Annotated in this window: 8 protein-coding genes; 5 read left to right on the forward strand and 3 right to left on the reverse strand. The window is 67.9% G+C overall.

Annotation, left to right across the window (positions count from 1 at the left end):
- Positions 1 to 182 precede the first annotated feature (182 nt).
- The gene (locus tag ACFX4F_RS13735) at positions 183 to 731 is read right to left on the reverse strand and encodes a Dps family protein (RefSeq protein ID WP_089236539.1); all 549 of its coding nucleotides are present in this window, start codon (positions 729 to 731) and stop codon (positions 183 to 185) included.
- Positions 732 to 817: 86 nt separating this feature from the next.
- On the opposite strand from ACFX4F_RS13735, the gene hrpA reads away from it, so the two are divergent.
- Positions 818 to 4,903, forward strand: a complete 4,086-nt coding sequence (gene hrpA, locus ACFX4F_RS13740; protein WP_380656160.1) for an ATP-dependent RNA helicase HrpA — start codon at positions 818 to 820, stop codon at positions 4,901 to 4,903.
- A gap of 107 nt (positions 4,904 to 5,010) precedes the next feature.
- Here hrpA and ACFX4F_RS13745 read toward each other — a convergent pair whose 3' ends face one another.
- Positions 5,011 to 5,547, reverse strand: a complete 537-nt coding sequence (locus ACFX4F_RS13745) for a hypothetical protein (RefSeq protein ID WP_380656162.1) — start codon at positions 5,545 to 5,547, stop codon at positions 5,011 to 5,013.
- 130 nt (positions 5,548 to 5,677) lie between these two features.
- Here ACFX4F_RS13745 and ACFX4F_RS13750 point away from each other — a divergent pair, with 130 nt between their 5' ends.
- Entirely contained in the window at positions 5,678 to 7,834 is a 2,157-nt protein-coding gene (locus ACFX4F_RS13750; RefSeq protein ID WP_099818832.1) for a bifunctional (p)ppGpp synthetase/guanosine-3',5'-bis(diphosphate) 3'-pyrophosphohydrolase, read from the forward strand.
- A gap of 30 nt (positions 7,835 to 7,864) precedes the next feature.
- The gene (locus ACFX4F_RS13755; protein ID WP_099818833.1) at positions 7,865 to 9,430 is read left to right on the forward strand and encodes a hypothetical protein; all 1,566 of its coding nucleotides are present in this window, start codon (positions 7,865 to 7,867) and stop codon (positions 9,428 to 9,430) included.
- Here the strand turns inward: ACFX4F_RS13755 and ACFX4F_RS13760 are convergent.
- The gene (locus ACFX4F_RS13760) at positions 9,427 to 11,526 is read right to left on the reverse strand and encodes a glycosyltransferase (RefSeq protein WP_380656166.1); all 2,100 of its coding nucleotides are present in this window, start codon (positions 11,524 to 11,526) and stop codon (positions 9,427 to 9,429) included. The genes ACFX4F_RS13755 and ACFX4F_RS13760 overlap by 4 nt on opposite strands.
- A 95-nt stretch (positions 11,527 to 11,621) precedes the next feature.
- On the opposite strand from ACFX4F_RS13760, the gene mrcB reads away from it, so the two are divergent.
- Positions 11,622 to 14,063, forward strand: a complete 2,442-nt coding sequence (mrcB, locus tag ACFX4F_RS13765) for a penicillin-binding protein 1B (RefSeq protein ID WP_380656168.1) — start codon at positions 11,622 to 11,624, stop codon at positions 14,061 to 14,063.
- Positions 14,060 to 14,596, forward strand: a complete 537-nt coding sequence (locus tag ACFX4F_RS13770; RefSeq protein WP_380656171.1) for a hypothetical protein — start codon at positions 14,060 to 14,062, stop codon at positions 14,594 to 14,596. Before mrcB ends, ACFX4F_RS13770 begins: the two co-directional genes overlap by 4 nt.
- Positions 14,597 to 14,757: the final 161 nt, after the last annotated feature.

The following is a 14,757-nucleotide window of genomic DNA, read 5'->3' on the forward strand; positions in this document are numbered from 1 at the left end:
GTCCGGTTGCGGGGGCGTGAGCGCCATGGATGGCGCGACCGAGCCTACAAGGACGTATTCACGGCGTCCCCCGCAACCGGACCCACCCCGCCAACCCACAGGAAACCAGCTTTTGCTTCGGCCGTTGCCGTTGCAGTTGCCTCGGCGGGTGCAGGGCGCAGCCCTGCCGAACCCCCAAACCCTTACTGGAGCAGGGAGCGCAGCATCCACGCGTACTTCTCGTGGGTCTGCAGGCGCTGGGTCATCAGATCCTCGGTCGGGGCGTCGTCAGCATCGTCGGCCACATCCAGCACTTCACGTGCCGTACGGCATACCGCTTCGTTGGCGACCACCAACTGGCGTACCATTTCACGCCAGTCCGCACTGTCGGTCAGGCCCGGCTCCTCGACGATCGAGGTCAGCGCAGCAAATTCCCGGTAGGAGCCCGGGGCATTGAAGCCCAGTGCGCGGATGCGCTCGGCCACATCGTCCAGTGCCGCCCACTGCTCGGTGTACTGCGTCTCGAACATGGTGTGCAGCGAGTTGAACATCGACCCGGTGACATTCCAATGGAAGTTGTGGGTCTTCAGATAGAGCGTGAACGCATCGGCCTGGAACCGCGCCAAACCGTCGGCGATCTTCTTGCGGTTGCCCTGGGTGATCCCGATATCGATGTTGGGGGCCGACGGCGCGGAAGCCGCAAGCTTCTGCTTGCCGGTCTTGGGCTTGGTCGTGCTCTTGGTCTTCGCCATGGGGTTCCTCCTTGTGGAATCGTTGGCCTTCACAATAAATCAGTCTTGATGACTGGTCGCATTCAAAGTTTTAAACGAACCGATTGATGAACGCTATCGACAAAATGCCGCAGTCCCGCCAGCGCCAACAGCGTGCCGCCATCGACGGCGCCATGAGCCGCGACCGTGGACGATTGCTGGGAATGCTCTCGCGTTGCCAGGCCAAGCCACAGGATGCGGCGCTGGCCGCCAGTTTCGAGCAGGCCTTGCAGGTTTCGGTGCAGCGCCGGCAGGCGCGGGCGCAACAACAGCCGGCCATTACTCTGGACCCTCAGCTGCCGATTGCGCGTGAAGCCGAGACCATCACCCAGCTCATCCGCGACCACCAGGTGGTGGTGATCGCCGGCGAAACCGGTTCGGGCAAGACCACGCAGCTGCCGAAACTGTGCCTGGCCGCCGGCCGTGGCCAGGCGGGCATGATCGGCTGCACGCAGCCGCGACGGATCGCCGCGCGTGCGGTGGCCAGTCGCGTCGCGCAGGAACTGCACAGCGAGCTGGGCCAGCTGGTGGGCTACCAGGTGCGCTTCAATGACAAGGTCGGCGAAGACACCCGCATCAAGTTCATGACCGACGGCATCCTGCTGGCGGAGATCGCCAGCGATCGCTGGCTGTCGAACTACGACACGATCATCGTCGACGAAGCGCATGAGCGCAGCCTCAACATCGACTTCCTGCTGGGCTATCTCAAGCAGCTGCTGCGCAAGCGCCCGGACCTGAAGCTGATCGTCACGTCGGCGACCATCGACACCGAGCGTTTCGCCCAGCATTTCGACAACGCACCGGTGATCAGCGTCGAAGGCCGTACCTATCCGGTGGAGGTGCGCTATCGCGCGCTGGAAGGCGAGGGTGAAGACCAGGGCGAGCGCACGGTCAACGATGCGATCGTCTCGGCCATCGATGAAATCACCCGCCTGGATTCGCGCGGTGACGTGCTGATTTTCCTGCCGGGCGAGCGCGAGATCCGCGATGCGCACCAGTCACTGGAGCGGCGCAAGTACCGCAATACCGAAGTGCTGCCGCTGTACGCACGGCTGTCCAACCAGGACCAGGACCGTGTGTTCAACCCGGGTCCGAACCGGCGCATCGTGCTGGCCACCAACGTGGCCGAGACCTCGCTGACGGTGCCGCGCATCCGCTACGTGGTCGACCCCGGTTTCGCCCGCGTCAAGCGTTACAGCCCGCGCAACAAGCTTGACCGCCTGCACATCGAGCCGATCTCGCAGGCCAGCGCCAACCAGCGCAAGGGCCGCTGTGGCCGCGTGGCCGAGGGCATCTGCTATCGCCTTTATGGCGAGGCCGATTTCCAGGCACGGCCGGAGTTCACCGATCCGGAAATCCGTCGCTCCAGCCTGGCCGGGGTGATCCTGCGCATGCTGCAGCTCGGCCTGGGCCGCATCGAGGACTTCCCGTTCCTTGAGGCGCCGGATGAGCGGGCCGTCGCTGACGGTTGGCAGCATCTGACCGAGCTGGGGGCGATCGACAGCGAGCGCCATCTGACAGCGATCGGCAAGCAGATGGCGCGCCTGCCGGTGGACGTGAAGCTGGCACGCATGCTGGTTGCCGCACAGGTTGCTGGTTGTCTGCGGCCGATGCTGGTGATCGCCTCGTTCCTGGGCATCCAGGACCCGCGCGAACGGCCGCCGGAAGCGCGTGGCGCAGCTGACAGCGCACATGCGCAGTTCGCTGACGGCCGCTCCGAGTTCGTCGGTGTGCTGCGCCTGTGGGATGCCTATCGCCAGTCCCATGAGGATCTGACCCAGTCCAAGCTGCGCGACTGGTGTGGCCGCCATTTCCTCGGTTTCCTGCGCATGCGCGAATGGCGCGAGCTGCATCGGCAGCTGCGCCTGCTGTGCGAGGAATTGGGCTGGAAGGAAGAGGGCAGCGAGGCGTCGATGGCGCCGTTGCTGGCTGGCAGCAGCGCACCACCCGCGGCCCGCGATGACGCCACCGCAGTAAAGGCAACCCGTGGCCAGCTGCACCGTGCCGCGCGCCTGGCCCGCGAGGGCAAGGCCGAAGCAACGCCGGCACCGGTTGCTGCGCGCGCACAGAAAGATCAGGCTCCGGAGGGCGGCGGCTACAGCGAGCGCGCGCGCGCCACTGCCTACCAGACCCTGCATCGGGCGCTGGTGGCGGGCCTGCCCACGCAGATCGGCCATCGCAGCGAAAAGGGCGATTTCCAGGCGCCGCGCCAACGCCGTTTCCTGCCGTTCCCCGGCTCGACGCTGTCCAAGCGGCCGCCGCCGTGGCTGCTGGCAGCCAACCTGCTGGATACGCAGAAGGTGTGGGGCATGACCCTGGCGGCAATCGAGCCGGACTGGGTGATTGCCGAACTGCCGCACCTGCTGCTGCGCAAGCACTTCGATCCGCACTGGTCGCGTGCGCAGGGCCAGGTGCTGGCCTCCGAACAGATCAGTCTGTTCGGGCTGGTGCTGGCACCGAAGAAGCCGGTGCACTACGGCCGTATCAATGCCGGCGAAGCGCACGACATCTTCGTGCGCCAGGCGCTGGTGACCGGTGAGATCAACACCCGCGCCAGCTTCGTGGCCGACAACCAGAAGGTGCTGGAGCAGGCGCGCGAGGAAGAAGCCAAGCTGCGCCGCGCCGGCATCGTCGCCGACGAAGACTGGCAGGCACGCTGGTACCTGGACCGGGTGCCGCCGCAGATTCATTCCGCCTCCGGGCTGGATGCGTGGTGGAAGGCGTTGCCGCCGGAACAGCGCAAGGGCCTGCACTGGTCATTGGTGGATCTGCTGCCGGGCGAAGGCAGCGAGCAGGAGCGCTACCCGAAGTACCTGGCCCTGGGCCAGGCGCGGTTGCCGCTGCACTACCGTTTCGAGCCGGGCGCCGAGGATGACGGCGTGACCCTGGACGTTCCGTTGCACCTGCTCAACGCGCTGGATGCGGTGCAGTTGGGATGGCTCGCGCCCGGTTTCGTTGCCGACAAGGCGGCGGCATTGATCCGCAGCCTGCCCAAGGCCATGCGGCGCAACTACGTGCCTGCGCCGGATTTCGCGCGTGCGTTCTACGAGGCCTTCCCGCAGCCCAGCGCCGACGCGATCACCGGCGAGCTGGCGCGCTTCCTGTCACGGGCAACCGGCGCAAGCGTGGCCGCGATCGATTTCGAGCCCGGTTCAATCGAGCCGCACCTGCACATGAACCTGCGCCTGCGCGACGAGCAGGGCAAGGTGCTGGCGACGTCGCGCGACCTCGACGTCCTGCGTGCGACGTTCGGCGGCCGTGCCGGCGATGCGTTCGCCGCGCGTGCCGGGCGCGAGATGGCGGCCGATGGTCTGCGCACGTTCCCGGCCACGCCGATTCCGCTGCAGGTACCGGGTGAAGCCGGCGTGCCGGCCTATCCCGCGCTGAAGGATGAAGGGGACAGCGTCGCACTGCGTATCTACGCCGATCGCCAACAGGCCGAGGAATTACACCCGCTCGGCGTGCGCCGACTGCTGGAGATCGGCCTGGGCGAGAAGATCAAGCAGGCACGCAAGCAGTTGCCGGTCGCAGCGAAAACCGGCCTGTTGTACGCCTCGATCGAAACCCAGGAGCGCCTGCGTGGCGACCTGGTCGATGCGGCGATGAATGCCGTGCTGGCCGACGGCCTGGGTGATATCCGTGATGCGGCGGCATTCGAGCAGCGTCGCGAACACGCAGCAAAAACGCTGTTCGGCGAAGCCATGCAGCGGTTGAAACTGGCCGAGTCGATCCTTGCCCTGGTGGCCGAGTTGAAGCCGATGCTGGAGGCGCCGTTGATGGGCTGGGCGCGCGGCAATCTGGATGACATGGAAGCGCAGCTGGTCGGGCTGATCCATCCCGGCTTCCTGCGCGACACGCCGGCCGATGCCCTGGCGCAGTACCCGCGTTATCTGAAAGCGATGATCCTGCGCACCGAGCGTGCCAAACGCGATCCGCCACGCGACCAGGCGCGCATGCTGGAACTGCATCCGTTCCTGGAGGCGTTGCAGGTGGGTGAGCAGCAGGGCCTGCGCGAGCGGCCGCAGTGGCAGGCACTGCGCTGGGACCTGGAAGAACTGAGGGTGTCGTTGTTCGCGCAGGAACTGGGCGCACGCACCGGCGTTTCGGCGAAGAAACTGGCGCAGCGGGTGACCGCACTGCGCCAGGCCTCGTAACTCTTGGCCCGACCCCGCCGGGTGCTCGCCGGTGGGGTCAATCGGAATGCCATCCACGCATGGCGTGGATCTACCGCGGGTCTCGGCGGTAGCGGCCGATGGCGCCGTTACTTGGTGCGGCGCACCTTGGGCTGGGTGTTCACGCCTTCGACCTTCAGGTACCACACGCCCATCACCCCGGGGCTGATGCTGACCTTCGGCGACTGCTTGCGCACGCCGGAAACCGAGGTGGCATCGGTCTGTTCCCACTGCTGGCCATTGTCCAGCACGTAGATCCGGCCCTTGCCGAAGCCGCGGAACTCGCCCTGCAGCACACCGCTGATCGGCTCGTTGCTGCCGAAGTCGAAGAAGCCGCGGTTCTTCACGATCACTTCCTGGCGGCCTTCCTCACGCGCTTCTTCGCGCACCGCAGCGACGGCTTCGGTGGTGGCGGCTTCAACCTTGCCCTGCAGCCAGCGGTTCAGCGTCGCCAGCTCGGCGGCATTGAGCTTGTCCAGGCCAGCGGCCTTGAATTCGGCTGCTGACATCTGCTGCTGCAGGTCACCCTGCACCACGCGCTGGGCCAGGGCGGGCGCCGACAGGGACAGCAGCAGGGCGGCACAGGCCAGCAGGCGCGGGCGGAAAGGCAGGGGGATCGAAGGCATGGCGGAACTCTCCGGTGGATGTCGGCGAGTGTAGCGGCATGTCCACATTCCCGGCGATGGTGGCCGCGGCGATTGTTCCTGAACGGCTGCGGCGCTAGTGTAGGGGCTTCTGTCTTGCCTGCTCGATGCTGTGAACCGCGCTTCCGTCCCCGGCCTGGATGCCTTGTTGAACCGTCCCTCGGCAGCCGTGCTGCCGGCTCCGCTGCGCCAGGCCCTGCGCGGGCATTGGGAATCGCCGGACTGCGACCCACAGATGCGTGCCAGCTGGTCGGTGCTGGGCGATACCCTGGATGCGCTGGCAATGCTCTCGGCAGACGAGGGCGCCGTGGTGGCAGCCCTGCTGTTCGATCTGCCGGGCCTGCGCGTCCACCTCGACGCACTGCCGCTGGGCAGCCACAAAGCGGCGGTGATCGGCCTGCTCGATGGCCAGGATGCGGCCGATCCGGTGTGGGCCCTGCACGCCGGACGCGAGGCGGGCCGCAACAGCGAAGGCCTGCGCCGGTTGCTGCTGGCCATCATCCGCGACCTGCGGGTGGTGCCGATCCTGCTGGCCCGGCAGCTGGCGCGCATGCGCGCGGCCGACAAGCTCGATGAGGAGCAGCGCCGCGCGCTGGCCCAGTTGACCCGCGACATCCATGCGCCGCTGGCCAACCGGCTGGGCATCTGGCAGTTGAAATGGGAACTGGAAGACCTGGCGTTCCGCCACCTGGAACCGGACACCTACCGGCGCATCGCGCGCGAGGTCGACGAAACGCGCATCGCCCGCGAGCGCTACGTCGAGAACGTGAAGAAGGTGCTGTCGCGCGAACTGGGCGTGCAGGGCATCCGTGCCGAGGTCAGCGGCCGGCCCAAGCACATCTACAGCATCTGGCGGAAGATGCAGAAGAAGCGCCTGGCCTTCGACCAGCTGTATGACATCCGTGCGGTACGGGTGATGGTCGATGACGTGGCCGCCTGCTACGCCGCGCTCGGCGTGGTGCATGCGCTGTGGGCGCCGGTGCCGAGCGAGTTCGACGATTACATCGCCCGCCCCAAGGCCAACGATTACCGCTCGCTGCACACGGCGGTAGTCGGCCCGGAAGGCCGCACCATCGAAGTGCAGATCCGCACCCACGACATGCACGCGCAGGCCGAGCTGGGCGTGGCCGCGCACTGGAAGTACAAGGAAGGCGGCAAGGGCGCGGAGAAATCGTTCGATCGCAAGATCACCTGGATGCGGCAGCTGCTGGAGCAGGCACAGGACGGGCAGGGCAATGAACTGGCCGGCGCGCTCGATGCCGAGCTGACCGAAGACCGGGTCTACGCGTTGACCCCGAAGGACGAGGTGCTGGACCTGCCGCAAGGTGCCACACCGCTGGATTTTGCCTACCAGGTGCACACCATGGTCGGGCACCGCTGCCGTGGGGCCAAGGTCAACGGCCGCATCGTGCCGTTGACCTATCGCCTACGCAGTGGGGACCGGGTCGAGATCCTGACCGGCAAGGAGGCCGACCCGCGCCGCGACTGGCTGATGCCGGCCAACGGCTTCCTGGCCAGCAACCGCTCGCGCGAGAAGGTACGCAGCTGGTTCCACAAGCTGGACCGTGCGCGCAACGTGCAGGCAGGGCGCGAACTGCTGGAGCGCGAACTGAAGCGGCTGGGCCTGCAGCATTCGGACCTGTCCGCGGCGGCGAAGAAGTTCCATGCCGACAGTGTCGACGACCTGTACATCCAGGTCGCGCTGGGCGACACCGGCCCCAACCAGGTCAGCCGTTCGCTGCTGGAAGCCGAGCGTGCGGCCAGCCAGCCGGCGCCGACGGCGGCATTGCCGCGGCCGACCGCGCGCCGCGAGAACCTGGGCAAGTCCAAGTTCACCGTACAGGGTGTGGGCAACCTGCTGGTGCAGCTGGCGCGCTGCTGCCAGCCGGTGGCCGGTGAACCGATTGTCGGCTACCTGACCCGTAGCCGGGGTGTCACGGTGCATCGTGCAGACTGCGTCGCACTGGCGCGGCTGGCTGCGACCAGCCCGCAGCGGATCCTGCCGGTGGAATGGGGCCAGGCCGGCGGCGGCTATGAAGTGGATGTGGTGGTCGAGGCAGTTGACCGCCGCTGGCTGCTGAAGGACATCACCAACCTGATCGCACAGGAAGACGCCTACGTGTTGGACATCCACAGCGACAACGTCCGCAACAGCGGCCGCGCGCATCTGCGCCTGCGGCTGAAGGTCAGCGACTACGGCCAGTTGTCTAATCTGCTGGGCAAGCTCGATGCGCTGCCGGGCGTCAGTGAGGCGCGTCGTCTGGGCTGAGCTTCACGCTGCCCCGGCTACCCTGCACGCATGGAACGCGAGCCCCCGCATCGCTCACACGGCGCCGCACATCCGGCGCTCGATCGCGTTCGCCGTGAAAGCCGCTGGTGGTGGCTGCAGGTGCGCCATGCACGCCGGGTATGGCGTTGGGCGCTGCTGGCGGCTGCAGCCGTGTTCGTGCTGCTGGTGCTGGTGCGCAAGCCGCTGGCCGACTGGTTCTGGGATGAGCCACAGATAGAGCAACTGCTGGCCGAGGGCGATCGCGCGCTGGCCGACGGGCGCCTGACTGCGGCCGACGGCAGCGGCGCGCGCGAACGCTACCAGGCGGTGCTGGCGTTGGATGGCGACCGCCCGCAGGCGCGGCAGGGACTGGCCCGCACCGGCGCGGCAGCGTTGCAGCAGTCGCGTGAGCGACTGCAGGCGGGCGACCTGGACGGTAGTGCGCAGGCGCTGGCGTTGGCGCGTGAGCTGCAGGTGCCGCGTGCCGAGGCAGACGCGGTGGCGCAGCAACTGCAGGCGCGTCGTCGTGCCGGCGCTGGCATCGGCGCGCTGCTTGCGCAGGCCCGCAATGCCTTTGCAGCCGGGCGGCTGGACGACGGCGACAGCAGCGCGCTGCCGTTGTTCCAGCGTGTGCTGGCGCTGCAGCCGGACAATCTGCCTGCGCTGGAAGGTCGCGAGGACGCATTGAGCGATCTGCTGCAGCAGGCGCGTGCACAGGCCGCGCGCGGCGAACTGGCCACGGCGGCTGCGATCCTGCAGCGCGCACGCCAGTTCGATGCAGGTCATTCCGAACTTCCTGCCAGCCAGGAAGCGCTGGCCCAGGCCGTCGACCAGCGGCTGCAGCAAGGTCAGCGTGCGCTCAAACGACAGCAGCTCGAGACGGCTGCCGACAGTTTCCAGGCCGTGCTGGCGGTCACCGCCGATGATCCCACTGCACTGCGTGGGCGCGAGCAGACCGTGCAGGCACTGCTGGCGCGCAGCCAGAAGCGGGCCGACGACTTCCAGTTCGAGGCGGCCGACAAGGACGCTGCGCTCGCGACGGGGCTGGGCGCCTCGCAGGCGGCACAGCAGCAGCTGGCACAGCGCCTGCAGCGTGCGCGACAGGCACGCCAGTCGTTGCAGCAGCCGGGCATCAGCGCTGTCCAGCGTGAGCGCCAGCTGCGTGATCGGTTGCGCCAGATCGATCGTGCCGAGCGTGCCGGGCAGTGGATCAGCCCCCCCGGTCACAGCGCCTTCGATGCGTTGCGCGAAGCGCAGGCACTGGCGCCGCGCGACAGCCGGGTCAAGGCGGCGGCAGCGCGTCTGCTGCCCGCCAGCAGGTCCTGCTTCGATGACAACCTGCGACAGAACCGGGTGCAGGCTGCGGGCGCTTGCCTGCAGGCCTGGCAGACGCTGGCGCCGACCGCCGCAGGATTGCCCGATGCGCGTTCCCGCCTGGCACAGCGCTGGCTGGCGATCGGCAGCGAACGGCTGGGCCGCGGGGATGTGGAATTTGCCGCCTCGGCCGTGGAGCAGGTGCGGCGGCTGCAGCCGGATCTGGCCGAACTTGCCGCGTTCGAGGACCGCCTGCGGCACGCTGGCGGCCACATCGACTAGTCGAAGAACACCCGCTGCACAGTCGCCGACGCGGCATCCAGCGAGAAATGCTCGGCCACGTTGGCCAGGCCAGCGGCGGCCAGCTGCTGCCAGAGCACAGGGTCCTGGTACAGGCGGACCACCGCATCGGCAAAGCCCGCTGCATCGTCGGCCACCAGCACATCCTGGCCGGCACGCAGGTGCATGCCTTCCACCGCGCAGGTGGTGCCGACCACGGGCTGGCCATGGGCCATGCTCAGGTTGATCTTGCCCTTCACGCCGGCGCCGAAACGCAGCGGCGCGATGGCGATGCGGGCACCGTCCATGTACGGAACGATGTCTTCGACGAAGCCATGCATCACTACACCCGGCTGGGTAGCAGCCAGAGCAAGCAGCGTCTCCGGTGCGCCGGCACCGATGCAATGCAGGTGCACCTGCGGCAGCGCCGCGCGGATGTGCGGGAACACGTCGCCGATGAACCACTCCATCGCATCCAGGTTCGGCGGGTGGCGGAAGCCGCCGACGAACACCAGGTCGTGGCGCTGCGCGAACGGTGCGCCCGCGCCGGCAACTTCATGCAGGTTGGAGATCAGCTCCACCCGCACCTGGGGTGCATCGGCCTGCAGCTGTTCGCGCTCGGCAGCGCTGACCAGCACGGTGATGTCGCACTGGTCCATCACTGCCAGTTCGCTGGCGCGGGTGCGTTCGGCGTTGCGCAGCAGGCCAGCATCGCCCGCCACTTCCGCACCACGGCGCTCGCGCAGGTAGTGCAGGTCGACGGTGTCGAACACGGTGCGGGCCTGCGGCGCGTAGCGCTCAAGCAGCGGCAGGCATTCGTTGGCGACGTGGTGGCGCACCATCATCACCACGTTGAAGCGGGTGCCATGGCTGCGCAGCCAGCCTGCGACACCGTCCAGGAAGGGCGTGTACCAGACTTCCACGCCCATCCGCTGCAGGGCTTCGGTCGCCACGCCGCCGTGTTCGCGCCGGGTGGGCACGAACACCACGTGGGCGCCGCCCTGCAGCAGCAGGCGGATCAGGTTGACCTGCCGCAGCGAGCCGGAGTCGCGTTCCGGGCGCGGCACTTCCTCATCCAGGATCAGCACCTGGCGCCGGCCGCGCAGCAGCAGCGCAGGCGAGGGCACTTCACCCACCTTGGGATGAGAGGCCAGTTCAGCGGCCCATCGGGCTGCGAAAACACCTTGGTTGCGTACCTGGTAAGCCTTCACGCCGCTGCCGGTATCGGTGCCGTTGCTGGTGCCTTCATCGTGGATCACCCGGCTGGCCGGCTGCACCAGCACCCGCAGCCCCTGCGCACGCACGCGGAACGCCAGGTCGGTGTCTTCGTAGTAGGCCGGCTTGTAGCGGGTGTCGAAGCCGCCCAGTTGCTGCCACAGTGCACGGGGCAGCATCAGCGCGGCGCCGGAGCAGTAATCGACGTCACGCAGGCTGGCGAAGCGGGGGTCATCGGCCGCTTCGAAACGGCCGTAGCTCCAGCCACTGCCATCGCCGAAGATCACCCCGCCCGATTCCTGCAGGCGGCCGTCGGGATACAGCAGCTGGCTGCCGACCAGGCCGGCATCGGCGACGGTCGCAAAGGTGTCCAGCAATGCCTCCAGCCAGCCCGGCTGCGGCACCGTATCGTTGTTGAGCAGCACCACGTAGCGGCCGCGCGTGCGCGACACGCCGTCGTTGCAGGCCTCGATGAAGCCACCGTTGCGCTCGCGCACTTCGTAACGCAGGCCGCTGATCTGCGGCATCCACTGCACCGTTGCGTCGCTGCTGCCGTCGTCCACCACCAGGATCTCGCAGGCCACCGACGGCGGGTGCGCGGCCAGGGCGCGCAGGCAGGCCAGGGTATGGTCGACGTGGTTGTAGACCGGAATGACGATGCTTACTTCCGGCGTATCGCTGGTGGGCACCGCGAAGGGAGCGAACGGCTGTGCCGGTGGCAGGTACAGCGGTTTGCGCGGTGCTGGAACGGCGCGCTGGGTGTGCACCCGGATCCGCTGCCAAGTGGCTCGCCAGCCGCGGGTACGCAGGCTGGCCAGGCTGCGGCGGGCCAGCCCGGTCAGGCGATTGATCAGGTAGCGGATTTCGGCCAGGGACATCGCCATCCGGTTGCAACTCCAGCTTAAGCAGGGGGGCCGGGAGAATTCGCCTGCCGCAGCGGCTGGGGTAGACTCGCCAGACCCTACATTGTCGCATTCCCGTGCCCCGACGCTACGATTCAGACGATATCGACGATTTCGACGACGACGACCAGCAGGACACCGGTCCGCTCTGGCGGCGCCGGCTGATCACCTGGAGCATGGCGGCGGTCGCCTTGGGATTGGGTTTCCTGATCCCCTACACGCTGTACCTGAACCAGCAGGTGACGCAACGCTTCGGTGAACTGCGCTGGCAGATCCCGACGCGCGTCTATGCACGCCCGCTGGTGCTGTTGCCCGGCAAGGCGATGGATGCGGCGACCCTGAAGACCGAACTGGCCGCCTCGGCCTATCGCGATGATGGCCAGGGCAAGGAACCGGCAACCTATGCGGTGCAGGGCGGGCGCTTCGTCATCTCCAGCCGCGGCTACAACGACGTCGATGGCCAGGTCGCACCGCGTCGGGTCGAGCTGTCGCTGTCCGGCGGCAGCATCGCCTCGCTGCGCGACGCCGACAGCCGCAAGGCGCTGAAGGCGGCCCGCATGGATCCTGCACGCATCGCCACGCTGTATGGGCAGAAGCAGGAAGAACGCCGCCTGATCCGCATGAACGAGGCCCCGGACCTGCTGGTCACTGGCCTGCAGGCGGTCGAGGACAAGGACTTCAACCGCCATCACGGCATCGATCTGTCCGGCATCGCGCGCGCGGTCTGGGTGACGGTCCGCTCCGGTGGGCAGAGCCGGCAGGGCGCTTCCACCCTGACCCAGCAGCTGGCCCGCAGTGGTCTGCTCGGCATCGGCAAGGAACAGACCGTCACCCGCAAATTCAACGAAGTGCTGTACGCGTTGATCATGGAAGCGCGCTATGACAAGCGCACCATCTTCGAGGCGTACCTCAACCAGGTGTATCTGGGCCAGCGCGGCAGCCAGGCGATCCACGGCATGTCCTCCGGCGCCGAGTTCTGGTTCGGCCGTGATCTCTCCTCGCTGGAAACTGAGCAGATCGCGCTGTTGATCGGCCTGGTCAAGGGGCCGTCGTACTACGACCCGCGGCGCAATCCCGAGCGTGCGCTGGACCGTCGCAACTTCGTGCTGGGCAAACTGCACGAGGCGACCCTGATCGATGATGCCGAGTACCAGCGGGCGTTGAAGGCGCCGCTGGGCGTGCCCAAGACCCCGGGCCTGGTGGCAGCCAACCGCTTCCCGGCCTACGTCGACCTGGTGCGTCGCCAGCTTGGCCACGACTATCCGGAATCTGCGTTGCAGGGCGCCGGCCTGAGCGTGATGAGTGGCATGTCGCCGTCCGCGCAGGCCTATGCCGAAGGCGCGGTCACGCGCACCATCAAGTCGCTGGAAAGCAAGCGTCGCCCCGAGCTGCAGGCTGGCCTGGTGATGACCGACGTGCACAACGGCGACGTGGTGGCGGTGATCGGCAGCCGCGAAGTGTCCGAGGTCGGCTTCAACCGCGCCATCGAGGCGCAGCGCCCGGTCGGCTCGCTGCTCAAGCCGTTCGTGTACCTGCTCGCACTCGCGCAGCCGGACCGCTACTCGCTGGCCAGCTGGGTCGACGATTCTCCGGTGACCGTGCAGCTCAGCCGCGGCCGCAACTGGAATCCCGGCAATGCGGACAACCGCAGCCACGGCACCGTGCGCCTGATCGACGCGCTCGCCCACTCCTACAACCAGGCCACGGTACGCGTGGGCATGCAGGTCGGCCCGGAACGGGTGACCCAGCTGATCCACGTGCTCGCCGGTATCAAGGCCGAGGCAAATCCGGCGGTGATCCTCGGTTCGACCGACCAGAGCCCGTACGCGATGGCGCAGCTGTACCAGTTCCTGGCATCGGGCGGCGAAATCCAGCCGCTGCACGCGGTGCGTGGCGTTCTCGATCCGCAGGGCAAGCTGCTCAAGCGCTACGACAAGACGCCTGCGCCGGCACAGGAGGGCGACTCCATTGCCGCCAACCTGATCAGCATCGGCCTGCAGCAGGTGGTGGCCAGCGGTACCGCGCAGCGCTTGAATGCCGATGGCCTGGGCCGCCTGCAGCCGGCCGGCAAGACCGGCACCACCAACGATGGCCGCGACAGCTGGTATGCCGGTTACACCGGCGACCACCTGGCGGTGATCTGGATGGGCAACGACCAGAACGAACAGGCCGGCCTGTATGGCGCCACCGGCGCGATGCGGGTGTGGTCGGGCATCTTCCAGCGTCTGCCGACGGCGCCGCTGAAGGTCAGCAACAAGGGCCTCGACTGGCAGCCGGTTGCGGCGACCGGTATCAACAGCACCGATGAAGGCTGCCCGGGCGCACGCCGCTTCCCGTTCGTGGTGGGCTATGCGCCTGCCTACGAGCCGTGTGCACCGGCCGCCGTGCCGGACGCGCAGGGCGGTGCCGAAGGCGAGGGCGGCGGCTGGCGCAGCTGGTTCGGCCTTGACCGTAAACCGGAACCCGCCGCTGAACCCGCCGCAGCACCCGCTGCAGCGACTCCTCCTCCAAGCCGATGATGCCGATGACTATCCGTTCGCTGTTCCAGCCCCTGGTCCTGAGTGGCCTCAGCCTGGCCCTGGCGGCCTGCGTGAGCAGCGCGCCGCAGGTGGTCAAGCCGGTGGACACCACCACGCCCGCACAACGGCTGGCAGCGGTGGAAGCCGCCGCTGGCCCGGATGACAAGGAACTGTCGGTGCAGCCACTGCGCGATTCGCAGGTGGAGGATCTGCGGCAGACGGCGCTGAGCCAGCGCCAGGCCAGTGATCTGGCCGGCGCGGCTGCCAGCCTGGACCAGGCGTTGCAGATCGTGGCCGGTGATCCGTCGGTACTGCAGGAACGCGCGGAACTGGCGCTGCTGCAGGGCCAGTGGGCGGAGGCGGAAACGTTCGCGCGCAAGGCCGTGGACCTGGGTTCGAAGACGGGGCCGCTGTGCCGCCGGCACTGGGCGACGATCGAGCAGGCGCGCCTGGCACGCGGCGAGAAGGAGAATGCTGTGTCCGCGCATGCGCAGATCGAAGGTTGCACGGTGCCGGGGATCAAGCGCTACTGAGGTATTCCCCTCCATCGGCCGCTGCCCCCTCTGCGGCACGCACTCGCACTGATGGATGGTCGTGATGGGCCGGGTGGGTGGGGCGTGCAGGACACGCCGTAAACCCGTCCTTGGGGGCTCGATGGCGCCATCCATGGCGCCAACGGTCCTGCACGCCCCAC

The sequence above is a fragment of the Stenotrophomonas sp. YIM B13575 genome (assembly GCF_042787595.1).
Lineage (GTDB): Bacteria > Pseudomonadota > Gammaproteobacteria > Xanthomonadales > Xanthomonadaceae > Stenotrophomonas > Stenotrophomonas lactitubi_B.